General features: G+C 60.3%; 13 protein-coding genes. 11 read left to right on the top strand and 2 right to left on the bottom strand.

The features are described from left to right. Position 1: 1 nt before the first annotated feature. Both murU and DBR46_RS27980 read right to left on the bottom strand, forming a co-directional pair. Positions 2-676 (bottom strand): N-acetylmuramate alpha-1-phosphate uridylyltransferase MurU, encoded by a 675-nt coding sequence (gene murU / locus DBR46_RS27975; protein ID WP_124529341.1) that lies wholly within the window; start codon positions 674-676, stop codon positions 2-4. Continuing rightward, positions 673-1,698 (bottom strand): aminoglycoside phosphotransferase family protein, encoded by a 1,026-nt coding sequence (locus DBR46_RS27980; protein ID WP_124529343.1) that lies wholly within the window; start codon positions 1,696-1,698, stop codon positions 673-675. The genes murU and DBR46_RS27980 overlap by 4 nt, the downstream gene beginning before the upstream one ends. A gap of 130 nt (positions 1,699-1,828) precedes the next feature. On the opposite strand from DBR46_RS27980, the gene DBR46_RS27985 reads away from it, so the two are divergent. The 11 genes from DBR46_RS27985 (at position 1,829) to DBR46_RS28035 (ending at position 15,837) form a co-directional block, all read left to right on the top strand. Beyond that, complete coding sequence (locus DBR46_RS27985) at positions 1,829-4,606, top strand: LPS-assembly protein LptD (RefSeq protein WP_124529345.1); 2,778 nt, start codon at positions 1,829-1,831, stop codon at positions 4,604-4,606. Then, positions 4,587-5,921, top strand: a complete 1,335-nt coding sequence (locus DBR46_RS27990) for a peptidylprolyl isomerase (RefSeq protein WP_124529361.1) — start codon at positions 4,587-4,589, stop codon at positions 5,919-5,921. Before DBR46_RS27985 ends, DBR46_RS27990 begins: the two co-directional genes overlap by 20 nt. After that, a complete protein-coding gene (gene pdxA, locus DBR46_RS27995; protein WP_124529347.1) occupies positions 5,918-6,907 on the top strand; it encodes a 4-hydroxythreonine-4-phosphate dehydrogenase PdxA in 990 nt (329 codons plus the stop codon). Before DBR46_RS27990 ends, pdxA begins: the two co-directional genes overlap by 4 nt. Continuing rightward, positions 6,904-7,716, top strand: coding sequence for a 16S rRNA (adenine(1518)-N(6)/adenine(1519)-N(6))-dimethyltransferase RsmA (gene rsmA, locus DBR46_RS28000; RefSeq protein ID WP_124529349.1), 813 nt, complete (start codon positions 6,904-6,906; stop codon positions 7,714-7,716). Before pdxA ends, rsmA begins: the two co-directional genes overlap by 4 nt. Before the next feature lie 106 nt (positions 7,717-7,822). After that, the gene (gene apaG, locus DBR46_RS28005) at positions 7,823-8,203 is read left to right on the top strand and encodes a Co2+/Mg2+ efflux protein ApaG (protein ID WP_124529351.1); all 381 of its coding nucleotides are present in this window, start codon (positions 7,823-7,825) and stop codon (positions 8,201-8,203) included. Then, positions 8,203-9,051 carry a symmetrical bis(5'-nucleosyl)-tetraphosphatase gene (locus DBR46_RS28010; RefSeq protein WP_124529353.1) on the top strand — a complete coding sequence of 283 codons (849 nt, stop codon included), beginning with the start codon at positions 8,203-8,205 and terminating at the stop codon, positions 9,049-9,051. Before apaG ends, DBR46_RS28010 begins: the two co-directional genes overlap by 1 nt. A gap of 8 nt (positions 9,052-9,059) precedes the next feature. Beyond that, entirely contained in the window at positions 9,060-9,389 is a 330-nt protein-coding gene (gene glpE / locus DBR46_RS28015; RefSeq protein ID WP_124529355.1) for a thiosulfate sulfurtransferase GlpE, read from the top strand. 285 nt (positions 9,390-9,674) lie between these two features. Continuing rightward, complete coding sequence (locus tag DBR46_RS28020; RefSeq protein WP_017739508.1) at positions 9,675-11,597, top strand: PrkA family serine protein kinase; 1,923 nt, start codon at positions 9,675-9,677, stop codon at positions 11,595-11,597. A gap of 113 nt (positions 11,598-11,710) precedes the next feature. Then, positions 11,711-12,982: a YeaH/YhbH family protein gene (locus tag DBR46_RS28025; RefSeq protein WP_017739509.1), complete on the top strand. Its 1,272-nt coding sequence runs from the start codon at positions 11,711-11,713 to the stop codon at positions 12,980-12,982. Continuing rightward, a complete protein-coding gene (locus tag DBR46_RS28030; RefSeq protein ID WP_124529357.1) occupies positions 12,979-14,544 on the top strand; it encodes a SpoVR family protein in 1,566 nt (521 codons plus the stop codon). Before DBR46_RS28025 ends, DBR46_RS28030 begins: the two co-directional genes overlap by 4 nt. Positions 14,545-14,607: 63 nt before the next feature. Continuing rightward, positions 14,608-15,837, top strand: coding sequence for a multifunctional CCA addition/repair protein (locus DBR46_RS28035; RefSeq protein WP_124529359.1), 1,230 nt, complete (start codon positions 14,608-14,610; stop codon positions 15,835-15,837). Positions 15,838-15,866: the final 29 nt, after the last annotated feature.

A 15,866-nucleotide genomic window follows, 5' to 3' on the forward strand; every position in this document is an offset into this window, starting at 1 on the left:
CTTACTGCCCCGCTGTCAGCAGGGTTTCAACCTGCGCCAGGCGCTCCAGCGTCCCGACATCAATCCAGCGTCCCGCCATGTGCTCCCCCGTTACCAAACCTTTGGCCATCGCCGCCCGCAGCAGCGGCGCCAGCTTGAAGGCACCCGCAGTGCAACCCGCGAACAACTGCGGGTCGAGCACTGAAATGCCACTGAAGGTCAGGTTATCGGCACCGGGCGCGGCATCATGAAGCAAACCCTGATCCAGGTAGAAATCGCCGCCCGAGGGGTGATGCGCCGGGTTGTCGACCATCACCAGATGGGCCAGGCCCTGGAGCGGTTGCTTGAGCTGGGTGAAGTCGTAGTCGGTCCAGATATCGCCATTGACCACCAGGAACGGTTCATCCCCCAGCAACGGCAAGGCCTGGAAAATCCCGCCACCCGTCTCCAGCGGCTCACCCTCTGGCGAGTACTGGATACGCAAGCCAAACTGCGCGCCGTCACCCAGGTAGCTTTCGATCTGCTGGCCAAGCCAGGCATGGTTGATCACGATATCGGTGAAGCCAGCCTTGGCCAGCGCCTCCAGGTGATACTCGATCAGGCGTTTGCCGCCAGCCTGCACCAACGGTTTGGGCGTGTGCAGGGTGAGCGGACGCATCCGCTCGCCTTTGCCCGCGGCCAGGATCATGGCCTTCATACGGTGGCCCCGACAGGTTGGCGCAGGCTGGCCAACAGTTCAGCCAGTTCACGCAGCTCAGGGCGCTCGGCCAGTACCGCTTCTATATAGGCGAAGAAGCGCGGCACGTCGGCCAGGTAACGAGGCTTGCCGTCGCGATGGCAGATACGCGCGAAGATACCGATGACCTTGAGGTGACGCTGCACGCCCATCAGGTCGCTGGCGCGCAGGAAATCGTCGAATTGCGCTTGCACCGGAATGCCGGCTTGCATCGCGCGCTCCCAATAACCGCGCTGCCATTCCCGCACACGGGCCTGGGGCCAACTGAGGAACGCGTCCTTGAACAGGCAGGTGATGTCGTAGGTCACCGGGCCATAGACCGCATCCTGGAAATCCAGCACGCCAGGGTTCGGCGCGCTGATCATCAGGTTGCGCGGCATGTAGTCGCGGTGCACCAGCACTTTCGGCTGGGCCAGGGCGCTGTCGATCAACAGGTCGCTGGCACGCTGCCAGAGCGCTTGCTGCTGGGCGTCCAATTCGATCCCCAGGTGACGGCGTACGTACCACTCGGGAAACAATTCCAGCTCGCGCCGCAGCAAGGCGACGTCATAGCTAGGCAGTGGCGCGTCCATCGGCAACTGCTGGAAAGCCAGCAACGCGTCGATGGCATCGGCGAACAATTGATCGGCGTTTTGCGCGTCAATCACGTCCAGATAGGTTTTTGTGCCCAGGTCATTGAGCAAAAGAAAGCCGCGCGGCAAATCTTCTGCATAAATTTTTGGCACATTTATTCCCGACTTCGCCAGCAAATGAGCGATATCGACGAAAGGTTTGCAGTTTTCCTGGGGGGGTGGCGCGTCCATCACGACGAACGTGCGGGCGCCGCCTTCCCAGCGGAAATAACGCCTGAAACTCGCGTCGCTACTGGCCGCGGTCAATGTGGCCGGGGGTACGGCACCCCAGCCTTGAGCGTTGAAAAGGATCGGCAGTTGCTCATCCAGCCAGACTTCCAGCTGTTGTAAACGTAGATCTTGGTCGGGCATTACAAGGGTCTCCGACGGCCCTAGCCGTCAAGCGGGTCATGCTTTATTATCACGCATCTTTTTCAGACCATCGAGAGTCGTGCGGCCCACACCGCGGGCAGATGGCACGCAGGAAGCCCGGACTAATAAGATGGCATTGAAATCCCCCGCGTTTCGTAGAAAATTTCCGTTGCTGGTAACCGGCAGTCTGCTGGCCATGCAACCTTTCGCCACCTCATTCGTGGTCGCTGCGGAGCAGTATGACTGTTCCGTCTCCGCTTCGGGTGCCTGGGCTTGCGCGCCGAAGACCGCCGCTGCCCCATTGCCACCGCGCCCGGTGCATGACGGTGCTGCCGTCAGCGCGGCCGGCGACACGGCGCAAGCCGCTGCCGGTGGCAACGCCGAGGCCGTGCCGCAGACCGCGCTGGTCACCGAGGCCAAGGGCCGTGGCCTGCGTTCGCGCAGCGCCGACTACAGCCACCTGGACTGGGTACCCCGCGAGAAGCTGACCGCCGCCCAACTGGCCGAAACCGGCCCGTATTGCGGCGGTGCGTACATCGAGCCGACCCGTCCTGGCATGAACGACAAGACGAGTTCGAGCGATGCGCCGACCTTCATCGGCGCCAAGGCTTCTCGTTACGAGCAGGAATCCCAAGTCGCAACCCTGGCCGGTGACGTCGTCATGCGCCAGGGCAGCATGCAGCTGGAATCCGAAGAGGCCAGCCTGTATCAAGCTGAAAACCGTGGCGAGCTGAACGGCAAAGTGCGTCTGCGCGACAACGGTGCCCTGATCGTCGGTGACCACGCCGAAGTCCAGCTGGACACCGGCGCAGCGCAGATCGACAACGCCGAATACGTGATGCACAAATCACGTATCCGCGGCAGCGCGCTGTACGCCAAGCGTGCCGAAAACGCGATCATCCGTCTCAAGGACGGTACGTACACCACCTGCGAGCCGGACAGCAACGCCTGGCAGCTCAAGGGCAACAACATCACGTTGAACCCGGCCACCGGTTTCGGTACGGCCACCAACGCGACGTTGCGGATCAAGAACATTCCGATCCTGTACACCCCTTACATCTATTTCCCGATCGACGACCGTCGTCAATCCGGCTTCCTGCCGCCGAGCTTCAGCACCGGCAGCGAAACCGGCTTTACGCTGGTTACGCCGTACTACTTCAACCTGGCGCCGAACTACGATGCCACGTTGTATCCGCAGTACATGACCAAACGCGGCCTGTTGATGGAAGGCGAATTCCGCTACCTCACCAAGTCCAGCGAAGGTCAGTTCGGTGGGGCGTACCTGAACGACGATAGCGACGAGCGGAAGAAGCAGACTGATTACCAAAGCACCCGTTATATGCTCAATTGGCAGCATAAGGGTGGGCTGGATTCGCGTCTGTCGACTGAGGTCGACTACACCAAGATCAGCGACCCTTACTACTTCCAGGACCTGAAGTCCTATCAGGAAGGTGTTGAGAGCCGTGACTTCCTGAACCAGCAAGGCGCTGTGACCTACCGGGGCGACTCCTATCAGGCGCGCTTGAATGTCCAGGCTTACCAGCTGGCGACGATCTCCCAGATCACGCCGTATGACCGGTTGCCGCAGGTTACCTTTAACGGTGCGCTGCCATTCCATCCGGGCGGGCTGGACTTTACCTACGAGACTGAAGCAGTCCGGTTTGAACGTAGCCTGGAAAAAGGCATGTTCACGGATGAAAACGGTGTCGAATCGGCTCGCCTGGACACAAACGTCAGAGGCCTGACCCGTGCCAACGGCACTCGCCTGAATGCCGCGCCTGCTGTCAGCTACCCGATGAACTGGACCTACGGTTTTGTTACGCCGAAGCTCAAGTACGTTTACACCAAATACGATTTGGACCTGGACGCTACAGGCAAGAACTACATGGCCGCCAATGGCCAGAAGTTCAAGAGTTCGCAAGACCGTGCCGTGCCTGTCGCCAGTATCGACAGCGGCCTGTACTTCGACCGCGACACCAATTGGTTCGGCAAAGACTATCGCCAGACCTTGGAACCGCGTGCGTTCTATCTTTACGTACCGAACAAAGATCAGAGCGACATCCCGGTCTTTGACACAAGTGAGTACTCGTTCAGCTATTCCTCACTGTTCCGCGACAACCGCTTCAGCGGTTCCGACCGGATCGGCGACGAGAACAAGCTGTCCTTGGGTGTGACCAGCCGCTGGATCGAGGAGAACGGCTTCGAGCGTCAACGCGTAGCCGTAGGTCAGGCGATTTACTTCAAGGATCGCCAAGTACAACTTCCAGGCGTACTCGCAGCGGACCGTGCCGACGCACAGTCTGACTTGTCGCCAATCGCCCTCGACTACGAGTTCCGCTTCAACCGCGACTGGCGCGCCACTGCCGACTACAACTGGGACACCGAGAACCACAGCCCTCGTTCCGGCAGCGCGATGTTCCACTACCAGCCGGAAGACAACCCGAACAAGGTCGTCAACCTCGGCTATCGCTATCGCAACGACCAGGTGGTCTACAACCAGATCAGCGGCAAATGGCAGTTCGGTGGTGACTACGGCACGCCAGGCGATCCTAACTTCGTGAAGGATTACTACAAAATCCAGCAACACGACTTCTCGATGATGTGGCCGATCGTTCCGCAGTGGAACCTGATCACCCGCTGGCAGTATGACTATGCCCGCAACCGTACCCTGGAAGCCTTCGGTGGTTTCGAGTACGACAACTGCTGCTGGAAACTGCGCGTCATCAACCGTTACTGGGTTTCCAACGACGAATACAGCCAGATCGCCCCGCTTAACGAAAAGGGTGACCACGGGCTCTTCTTCCAAATCGTCCTCAAAGGACTCGGCGGCCTGACCGGCGCCAAGGTAGAGAGCTTCCTCGACAAAGGCATTGAAGGTTATCGTGAACGTGAAGACCAAGCTTTCTGATTGTCTGCGCCCGCTCGTACTGGGCGCGCTGTTCCTGGGTACCGCATCGGCACACGCTGCGGTTCAACAGCTGGATAAAGTGGTGGCCATCGTCGATAACGACGTGATCATGCAGAGCCAGCTGGACCAACGCGTCAAGGAAGTTCAGCAAACCATCGCCAAGCGTGGCGGTGGTGTGCCACCGACCAGCGTGCTGGACCAACAGGTGCTGGAGCGCCTGATCGTCGAGAACCTGCAACTGCAGATCGGCGAGCGTTCGGGCATCCGTATTTCGGACGAAGAGCTGAACCAGGCCGTTGGCACCATTGCTCAGCGCAACAACATGAGCATTGACCAGTTCCGCGCTGCCCTGGCCCGCGATGGCCTGTCCTATGAGGACGCCCGTGACCAGATCCGCCGCGAAATGATCATCAGCCGTGTGCGTCAGCGTCGTGTGGCTGAGCGGGTGCAGGTCTCCGAGCAGGAAGTGAAGAACTTCCTGGCCTCGGACCTGGGCAAGATGCAGCTTTCCGAAGAGCTGCACCTGGCCAACATCCTGATCGGCACACCGGACAGCGCCAACTCCGAGCAGCTCAACGCCGCCGCAGCGAAGACCCAGGCGGTTTATGAGCGCCTGAAAGCCGGCGCCGACTTTGCCCAGACTGCGATTGCCGTCTCCAACAGCGACAACGCCCTGGACGGCGGTGACATGGGGTGGCGTAAAGCCGCGCAACTGCCACCTCCGTTCGACCGTGAGCTGAGCGCCATGCAGCCGGGTGAAATCACTCAGCCTGCACGCACGCCAGGCGGTTTCATCATCCTGAAGTTGCTGGAAAAGCGCGGCGGCGAGACCTCGCTGAAAGACGAAGTACATGTTCGTCATATCCTGGTCAAACCAAGCGAAATCCGCACTGAAGCGCAAACCAAGGAACTGGCCCAGAAGATCTACGACCGTATCCAAAGCGGTGAAGACTTCGCCACCCTGGCCAAGAGCTTCTCGGAAGACCCAGGTTCTGCCCTCAACGGCGGCGACTTGAGTTGGATCGATCCGAAAGCCCTGGTGCCAGAGTTCCAACAGGTGATGGCCGATACCCCGCAGGGTGTATTGTCCAAGCCGTTCAAGACCCAATACGGCTGGCACGTGCTGGAAGTCCTTGGCCGTCGCGCCACCGACAACACCAGCCAGGCCCGCGAGCAACAAGCCCTGTCCGTACTGCGTAACCGCAAATACGACGAAGAGCTGCAAACCTGGTTGCGTCAGATCCGTGACGAAGCCTACGTAGAAAACAAGCTGCCAGGCGCCGAGCAAACAGGCACCGACCAGGCAGCCCAGTGAAACCCCAGCGTTTCGCGGTAACACCCGGCGAGCCGGCCGGCATTGGTCCAGACCTGTGCCTGCTGCTCGCCTCGCACCCCCAGCCACACCCCCTGATTGCCATTACCAGCCGCGACCTGCTCCTTGAGCGGGCTGCGCAACTGGGTGTGGCTGTCAGTTTGCTGGATGTGGCACCGGGCAACTGGCCCGACCTGCCCGCCCCCGCCGGCAGCCTGTATGTGTGGGACACCCCACTGCAAGCCAAGGTAGTGGCCGGACAGCTGGACACCGCCAATGCCGCGTTCGTCCTGGAAACACTGACCCGCGCCGGGCAAGGCTGTATCGACGGCGACTTCGCCGGCATGATCACCGCTCCGGTGCACAAAGGCGTGATCAACGAATCGGGCATCGCCTTTTCCGGGCATACCGAATTCCTCGCCGAACTGACCCACACCGAACAAGTCGTGATGATGCTGGCCACCCGTGGCCTGCGCGTCGCCCTGGTGACCACGCACCTGCCGCTGCGTGAAATTGCCGATGCAATCACCGTCGAGCGTGTAGAACGCGTCACCCGCATCCTGCACGCCGACCTGCAACAGAAATTCGGCATTGCCCAACCGCGCATCCTGGTCTGTGGGCTCAACCCCCACGCCGGTGAAGGCGGCCACTTGGGCCATGAAGAAATCGACATCATCGAACCCACCCTGGAGCGTCTGCGCCAAGAAGGCATGGACCTGCGCGGCCCATTGCCTGCGGACACTCTGTTTACCCCCAAATATCTGGAGCACTGCGACGCAGTGCTGGCGATGTACCATGACCAGGGGCTGCCTGTGCTGAAATACAAAGGCTTTGGCGCCGCAGTCAACGTGACACTGGGCCTGCCGATCATCCGCACCTCCGTCGACCATGGCACTGCCCTGGACCTGGCCGGCAGCGGCAAGATCGATACCGGCAGCCTGCACGTGGCCCTGGAAACCGCCTATCAGATGGCCGAGACCCGTATATGACCGAGCATTACCAACACCGGGCGCGCAAGCGCTTCGGGCAAAACTTCCTGCACGACGCGGGCGTTATCGACCGCATCCTGCGCTCCATCCATGCCAAGCCCGAAGACCGCCTGCTGGAAATCGGCCCCGGCCAGGGCGCACTCACCCAAGGCCTGCTGGCCAGCGGCGGGCAACTGGACGTGGTGGAACTGGACAAGGACCTGATCCCGATCCTCAACCAGCAGTTCGCCGACAAGCCGAACTTCAACCTGCACCAGGGCGATGCGCTGAAGTTCGACTTCAACAGCCTCAATGCCGCACCCAACAGCCTGCGGGTCGTGGGCAATCTGCCGTACAACATCTCCACGCCGTTGATCTTCCACCTGCTGAACAACGCCGGGATCATCCGCGACATGCACTTCATGCTGCAAAAAGAAGTGGTTGAGCGTTTGGCGGCAGGCCCTGGCGGTGGTGATTGGGGCCGCCTGTCGATCATGGTTCAGTACCACTGCCGCGTCGAACACCTGTTCAACGTTGGCCCGGGCGCATTCAACCCGCCACCGAAGGTCGATTCGGCCATCGTGCGCCTGGTGCCGCATGCCGTGCTGCCGCACCCGGCCAAGGACCACAAACTGCTGGAACGTGTCGTCCGCGAAGCGTTCAACCAGCGTCGCAAGACGTTGCGCAACACGCTCAAAGCCCTGCTGAGCAACACTGAAATCGAAGCCGCCGGCGTCGATGGCAGCTTGCGCCCTGAGCAGCTGGACCTGGCGGCGTTCGTACGCCTGGCCGACCAGCTTGCCATCCAGCCAGCCCCCGCCGCGGACTGAAGCCTGCCGTGCCTGGGCCAGACAGCATGTCTGGCCTAGTGCCCAGCTCTTGGCCTAGACTGATCCGCATCTGCTGTCCTCCGCTTTTGCTTTTAAGGCCTCTTGCATGTCCGATCCTCGCTACCAGATCGACGTCAGCGTCGTCACCCGCTTCCTGGCGGACCAATCGCAACCCGAACACAACCGCTTCGCCTTTGCCTACACCATCACGGTGAAAAACAACGGGCTGGTGCCGGCCAAGCTGCTGTCGCGCCACTGGGTGATCACCGACGGCGACGGCCAGGTCGAAGAAGTGCGCGGTGCGGGCGTGGTTGGCCAGCAGCCGTTGATTGATTGCGGAGCCAGCCACACTTACAGCAGCGGCACGGTAATGACCTCCAAGGTCGGCACCATGCAAGGCACGTATCAGATGAAAGCCACCGACGGCCAGTTGTTCGACGCCATCATCGCGCCCTTCCGCCTCGCCGTGCCGGGAGCCCTGCACTGATGGCGACGTACGCGGTCGGCGACCTGCAAGGCTGCCTGGAACCGCTCAAGTGCCTGCTTGAACGCGTGTCCTTCGATCCAACACGCGACCGCCTGTGGCTGGTCGGTGACCTGGTCAACCGCGGCCCCCAATCCCTGGAAACCTTGCGCTACTTATATAGCCTGCGCGATGCCCTGGTGTGTGTGCTGGGCAACCACGACCTGCATCTGCTGGCCGCCGCCAAGAACATCGAGCGCCTGAAAAAGGGCGACACCCTGCGGGAAATCCTCGAAGCACCGGACCGTGCCGACTTGCTCGACTGGCTGCGCCGCCAGAAGATCATGCACTACGACGAGGCCCGCAACATGGCCTTGGTCCATGCGGGCATCCCGCCCCAATGGACCTTGAAAAAAGCCCTCAAGTGCGCCGCCGAAGTCGAAGCCGCCATGGCCGATGACAGCCTGTACACCGCCTACCTCGACGGCATGTACGGCAACGAGCCGGTGAAGTGGGACAACGACCTCAAGGGCGTCACTCGCCTGCGCGTAATCACCAACTACTTCACCCGCATGCGCTTCTGCACCGCCGAAGGCAAACTGGACCTCAAGAGCAAGGAAGGTGCCGATACCGCACTGCCCGGCTACAAACCCTGGTTCGCCCACAAAGAGCGCAAGACCCGTGACACAAAGATCATCTTTGGCCACTGGGCAGCCCTCGAAGGCAAGTGCAATGAACCCGGCGTGTTCGCCCTCGACACCGGCTGCGTGTGGGGCGGCGCCATGACCCTGATGAACATCGACACCGGCGAGCACCACCGCTGCCAGTGCGAATCCCCCCTTTCCGTTACCCTGCCGGCCGCCAAGCCCTAGGAGCCTCCATGAGCGAATTCAAACGCATCTCCCCCGAACAAGCCCAGGCCCTGCGCGGGCAAGGCGCAGTGGTCGTCGACATCCGCGATCAGCCTACCTACGTGGCGGCTCACATCACCGGCGCGCAACACCTCGACAACGTCAACATCGCCGACTTCATCCGCGCAGCCGACCTCGATGCGCCGGTGATCGTGGCCTGCTACCACGGCAACTCCAGCCAGAGCGCAGCCGCCTACCTGATAAGCCAGGGCTTCTCCGACGTCTATAGCCTGGACGGTGGCTTTGAGCTGTGGCGTACGACGTTTCCTGCGGAAATTGCCTCGGGCGATTCGCAATAATTTTTTTCAAACCCCGCTACCCCGCGTGACGCTTGGCCTCGCGCCGTTTCTGACGAACGGCGCAGCCAAACTAATTACGCATCGCGCCTTGACCTCCCCGATTCCGAACTATCCTTAAGCGCAGGCCATCCGAATCAGGGGAGAGCCGGTACACCGGCGTGCGGGTCATCGGTAGCGTTTCAGGGTGTTCTGGGGGGAAAACGGCCATTGGCGATCGTCAATGACTGCCAGCATCGACTGATTGATCCGGCGTCGGCTCCACGTATCGAGCGAGGTGACGACGTCATGAGTATTTTTAGCCACTTCCAACAACGCTTCGAGTCCACACAGCAAGAAGAACTCACTCTGCAGGAGTACCTTGAGCTGTGCAAAAAGGACCGCAGTACCTATGCGTCTGCCGCCGAACGCCTGCTGCTGGCGATTGGCGAGCCGGAGCTGGTAGACACCTCCAACAACTCGCGCCTGTCGCGGATTTTTTCCAACAAGGTGATCCGCCGCTATCCGGCCTTTGAAGACTTCCATGGCATGGAAGAATGCATCGACCAGATCGTCTCCTACTTCCGCCATGCCGCCCAAGGCCTGGAAGAGAAGAAACAGATCCTCTACCTGCTCGGCCCCGTCGGTGGCGGTAAATCGTCCCTGGCCGAAAAGCTCAAACAACTGATCGAGAAGGTGCCCTTCTACGCGATCAAGGGCTCGCCGGTCTTCGAGTCGCCCCTGGGCCTGTTCAACGCCACCGAAGATGGCGCGATCCTCGAAGAAGATTTCGGCATTCCACGCCGCTACCTCAACACCATCATGTCGCCCTGGGCCACCAAGCGCCTGGCCGAGTTCGGCGGTGACATCAGCCAGTTCCGCGTGGTCAAGCTCTACCCATCGATCCTCAACCAGATCGGCGTGGCCAAGACCGAACCGGGGGACGAAAACAATCAGGACATCTCGGCGCTGGTGGGCAAGGTCGATATCCGCAAGCTCGAAGAATTTCCGCAGAACGACGCCGACGCCTACAGCTACTCCGGCGCGCTGTGCCGGGCCAACCAGGGCCTGATGGAGTTCGTGGAAATGTTCAAGGCACCGATCAAGGTGCTGCACCCACTGCTGACCGCCACCCAGGAAGGCAACTACAACAGTACCGAAGGCCTGGGCGCGATTCCGTTCACCGGCATCCTGCTAGCCCACTCCAACGAATCGGAATGGCACACCTTCCGCAACAACAAGAACAACGAAGCCTTCATCGACCGGATCTATATCGTCAAAGTGCCGTACTGCCTGCGGGTCAGCGATGAAATCAAGATCTACGACAAGCTGCTGTTCAACAGCTCCCTGGCCAAGGCGCACTGCGCACCCGACACCCTGAAGATGCTCGCCCAGTTCACCGTGCTGTCGCGCCTCAAGGAGCCGGAAAACTCGAACATCTACTCGAAGATGCGCGTGTACGACGGCGAAAACCTCAAGGACACCGACCCCAAGGCCAAGTCGATCCAGGAATACCGCGACACGGCCGGCGTAGACGAGGGCATGAACGGCCTGTCCACGCGTTTTGCCTTCAAGATCCTGTCCAAGGTCTTCAACTTCGACCCCCACGAGATCGCCGCCAACCCGGTGCACCTGCTCTATGTGCTGGAACAGCAGATCGAACAGGAGCAATTCCAGGCCGAGACCCGCGAACGCTACCTGCGCTTCCTCAAGGAATACCTGGCACCGCGCTACATCGAGTTCATCGGCAAAGAAATCCAGACCGCGTACCTGGAGTCCTACAGCGAGTACGGCCAGAACATCTTCGACCGCTACGTGCTGTACGCCGACTTCTGGATCCAGGACCAGGAATACCGCGACCCGGAAACCGGCGAGATTCTCAACCGCGTAGCCCTCAACGAGGAACTGGAGAAAATCGAGAAACCGGCCGGTATAAGCAACCCGAAAGATTTCCGCAACGAAATCGTCAACTTCGTGCTGCGTGCCCGGGCCAACAACAACGGCAAGAACCCGACCTGGCTCAGCTACGAGAAGCTGCGGGTGGTCATCGAGAAGAAAATGTTCTCCAACACCGAGGATCTGTTGCCGGTCATCAGCTTCAACGCCAAGGCCAGCAAGGAGGACCAGCAAAAACACAACGACTTCGTCACACGCATGGTCGAACGCGGCTACACCGACAAACAGGTACGGCTGCTCTCCGAGTGGTACCTGCGGGTTCGCAAATCGCAGTAAGGCAGCGACGCGCGTGCAGTGCCAGGCCTTGGGCCTGGCAACTGACCGCCTGTCTTTAAGCTTCCAGCTCGCAGTTTGAAGCTTGTAACGTGAAGCTGCCCGGAGGGCTCCCCATGAGCTATGTGATCGACCGACGCCTCAATGGCAAGAACAAGAGCACGGTAAACCGCCAGCGTTTCCTGCGGCGTTACCGTGACCACATCAAAAAGGCCGTGGAAGAGGCCGTCAGCCGCCGCTCCATCACCGATATGGAACATGGCGAACAAATCAGCATTCCCGGACGGGACATCGACGAACCGGTGCTGCACCACGGCCGTGGCGGCAAACAGACGGTGGTACACCCGGGCAACAAGGAGTTCACCACCGGCGAGCATATCCAGCGCCCCCAAGGTGGCGGCGGCGGTAAAGGCCCGGGCAAGGCCGGCAACTCCGGCGAGGGCATGGATGAGTTCGTGTTCCAGATCACCCAGGAGGAATTCCTCGAATTCATGTTCGAAGACCTGGAGCTGCCCAACCTGGTCAAGCGCAACCTCACCGGCACCGACACCTTCAAGACCGTGCGCGCGGGGATCAGCAACGAGGGCAACCCGTCGCGCATCAACATCATCCGCACCCTGCGCTCGGCACATGCGCGGCGTATCGCCCTGTCTGGCAGCAGCCGCGCCAAATTGAAGGAAGCCAAGGAAGAACTGGCCCGCCTGAAACGTGAAGAGCCGGACAACTTCGGCGATATCCAGGATATCGAGGCGGAAATCGAGAAACTCAGCGCGCGCATCCACCGCGTGCCGTTCCTCGACACCTTCGACCTTAAATACAACTTGCTGGTCAAGCAGCCCAACCCCAGCTCCAAGGCGGTGATGTTCTGCCTGATGGACGTTTCCGGCTCCATGACCCAGGCCACCAAGGACATCGCCAAGCGCTTCTTTATCTTGCTGTACCTGTTCCTGAAGCGGAACTACGACAAGATCGACGTGGTGTTCATCCGCCATCACACCAGCGCCCGGGAAGTCGACGAAGAGGAGTTCTTCTACTCGCGGGAAACCGGCGGCACCATTGTTTCCAGTGCGCTGAAGCTGATGCAGGAGATCATGGCCGAACGCTACCCGGCCAACGAATGGAACATCTACGCCGCCCAGGCCTCGGACGGTGACAACTGGAACGACGACTCGCCGATCTGCCGCGACATCCTGATCAACCAGATCATGCCGTTCGTGCAGTACTACACTTACGTTGAAATCACCCCCCGTGAGCACCAGGCCCTGTGGTTCGAATACGAGCGCATCGGCGAAGCCTTTGCCGACACGTTCGCCCAGCAGCAATTGGTCTCGGCCGGCGATATCTACCCGGTCTTCCGTGAACTCTTCCAGCGCAGGTTAGTGACATGACCGCCAAAAAAGAGCAAAGACGCCAACCCATTTCCACGGGTTCCGAGTGGACCTTTGAACTGATCCAGGCCTATGACCGGGAAATCAGCCGTATTGCGGCGGGTTATGCCCTGGACACCTACCCCAACCAGATCGAAGTGATCACCGCCGAACAGATGATGGATGCCTATGCCTCGGTCGGCATGCCCCTGGGCTATCACCATTGGTCCTACGGCAAACACTTCCTCAGCACCGAGAAGTCCTACAGCCGCGGGCAGATGGGCCTGGCCTACGAGATCGTCATCAACTCGGACCCGTGCATCGCCTACCTGATGGAAGAAAACACCATCTGCATGCAGGCACTGGTGGTGGCCCATGCCTGCTACGGGCACAACAGCTTCTTCAAGGGCAACTACCTGTTCCGCACCTGGACTGACGCCAGCTCGATCATCGACTACCTGGTGTTCGCCAAGCAGTACATCATGCAATGCGAGGAACGCCACGGCATCGACGCCGTGGAGGACCTGCTCGACTCCTGCCATGCGCTGATGAACTACGGCGTGGACCGCTACAAACGCCCGTACCCGATTTCTGCCGAGGAAGAACGCCTGCGCCAGAAGGAGCGCGAGGAGCACCTGCAAAAGCAGATCAACGACCTGTGGCGCACCATTCCGAAAAAGACCGGCAAGAACAGCGACAAGGACAATGCACGCTTCCCCGCCGAACCTCAGGAAAACATCCTGTATTTCCTGGAAAAACACGCGCCGCTGCTGGAACCCTGGCAGCGGGAAATCGTGCGCATTGTGCGCAAGATCGCCCAGTACTTTTATCCACAACGCCAAACCCAGGTGATGAACGAAGGCTGGGCAACGTTCTGGCACTACACGCTGATGAACGACCTGTATGACGAAGGCCTGGTCACCGACGGCTTCATGATGGAGTTCCTTACTTCCCACACCAGCGTGGTATTCCAACCCGGCTTCGACAGCCCGTATTACAGCGGCATCAACCCCTACGCCCTGGGTTTTGCCATGTACCGTGATATCCGGCGCATGTGCGAACACCCCACCGAAGAGGACCGCCGCTGGTTCCCGGAAATCGCCGGCACCGATTGGCTGTCCACGATCAAGTTCGCCATGAGCAGCTTCAAGGATGAGAGTTTCATCCTGCAATACTTGTCACCCCAGGTGATTCGCGACCTCAAGCTGTTCAGCATCCTCGACGACGACCTCAAGGACGACCTGGTAGTACCTGCCATCCACGACGAACCCGGCTACCGCACCATCCGTGAAACCCTGGCGGCGCAATACAACCTGGGCAACCGCGAGCCCAACGTGCAGATCTACAGCATCGACGTGCGCGGCGACCGCTCGCTGACCCTCCGTCACCAGCAACACGACCGCAAACCCCTGGGCGAATCCACCGACGAAGTGCTCAAGCACCTGCATCGGCTCTGGGGCTTCGACATTCACCTGGAAACGCTGCAGGGCGATCAGGTGATGAAGACCCATCATGTGCCACCGCGCACCGATCACAACGACAACGACTACGGCCGCCTGGACCTGGCCGTCGTTCACCTCTAAAACCGCAAAGCCTCCATTGGCCAGGCACAGGCGGTATCCTGTGGGGCTAATGGAGGCTTTTTCATGAAAATCTACAAAGTCGGCGGGGCGGTACGCGATCGCCTGCTGGGCATCCCGGTCACCGACATTGACCGTGTTGTGGTCGGCGCCACGGCCGAAGAGATGCTTGCCTTGGGCTATAAACCGGTAGGCTCGGACTTCCCGGTGTTCCTCGACCCGAAAAACGGCGACGAGTACGCCCTCGCCCGCACCGAACGCAAGAACGGCCGGGGTTACGGCGGCTTTGTTTTCCACGCCAGCCCTGACGTCACCCTGGAAGAAGACCTGATCCGCCGCGACCTGACCATCAATGCCATGGCAGAAGACGACGATGGCAATGTGACCGATCCTTACGACGGCCAGCTTGATCTCGAAGCGCGCGTTTTACGTCATGTTTCCCCCGCGTTCGCCGAAGATCCACTGCGAGTCCTGCGCGTTGCCCGCTTCGCTGCACGCTACGCCAACCTGGGTTTCACCATTGCGCCGCCAACCCTGGAGCTGATGCGCCAACTCAGCGAATCCAACGAACTGGAAGCCCTGACCCCGGAGCGCAGCTGGAAAGAAATCTCCCGCGCACTGATGGAAGATCAGCCCCAGGTCTTCATCCAGGTCCTACGGGATTGCAATGCGCTGAAAACCTTGATGCCGGAAGTGGATGCGCTCTTCGGCGTGCCGCAACCTGCGACCCATCACCCCGAAATCGATACCGGCGTGCATACCTTGAGCGTGCTGGAACAGGCCGCCTTGCACAAACAGCCGCTGACCGTGCGCTGGGCCTGCCTGCTGCATGACCTGGGCAAAGGCCTGACGCCTGTGGATAAGTTGCCGCAGCATATTGCCCACGAACACACCGGTTTGAAGCTGGTCAAGGCGGTCAACGAACGCTTCAAAGTCCCGAGGGATTGCCAGGAGTTGGCGCTGCTGGTTTGCCAATATCACACCCACGGCCACCGCGCGCTGGAGCTGAAAGCCTCGACATTGCTGGAGTTGTTGCAGAGTTTTGACGTGTACCGTCGCCCGCAGCGCTTTGAAGAGTTTGTGGTCGCCTGTGAAATGGACGCCCGGGGCCGCAAGGGTTTCGAACAACGCAGTTATCCACAGGCCGATTATTTGCGCGGCGCAGCCAAGGCTGCGCGCGAAGTAGCGGTAGCGCCACTGCTGGAGCAAGGCTTCAAAGGCCCGGAACTGGGCGAAGCGCTCAAGCGCGAACGGCTCAAGGCGCTGAAAGCCTACAAGGAACAACACCCCCTGTAGACGCCGATCCATTGTGGCGAGGGAGCTTG

The organism is Pseudomonas sp. KBW05, from assembly GCF_003852405.1.
Lineage (GTDB): Bacteria > Pseudomonadota > Gammaproteobacteria > Pseudomonadales > Pseudomonadaceae > Aquipseudomonas.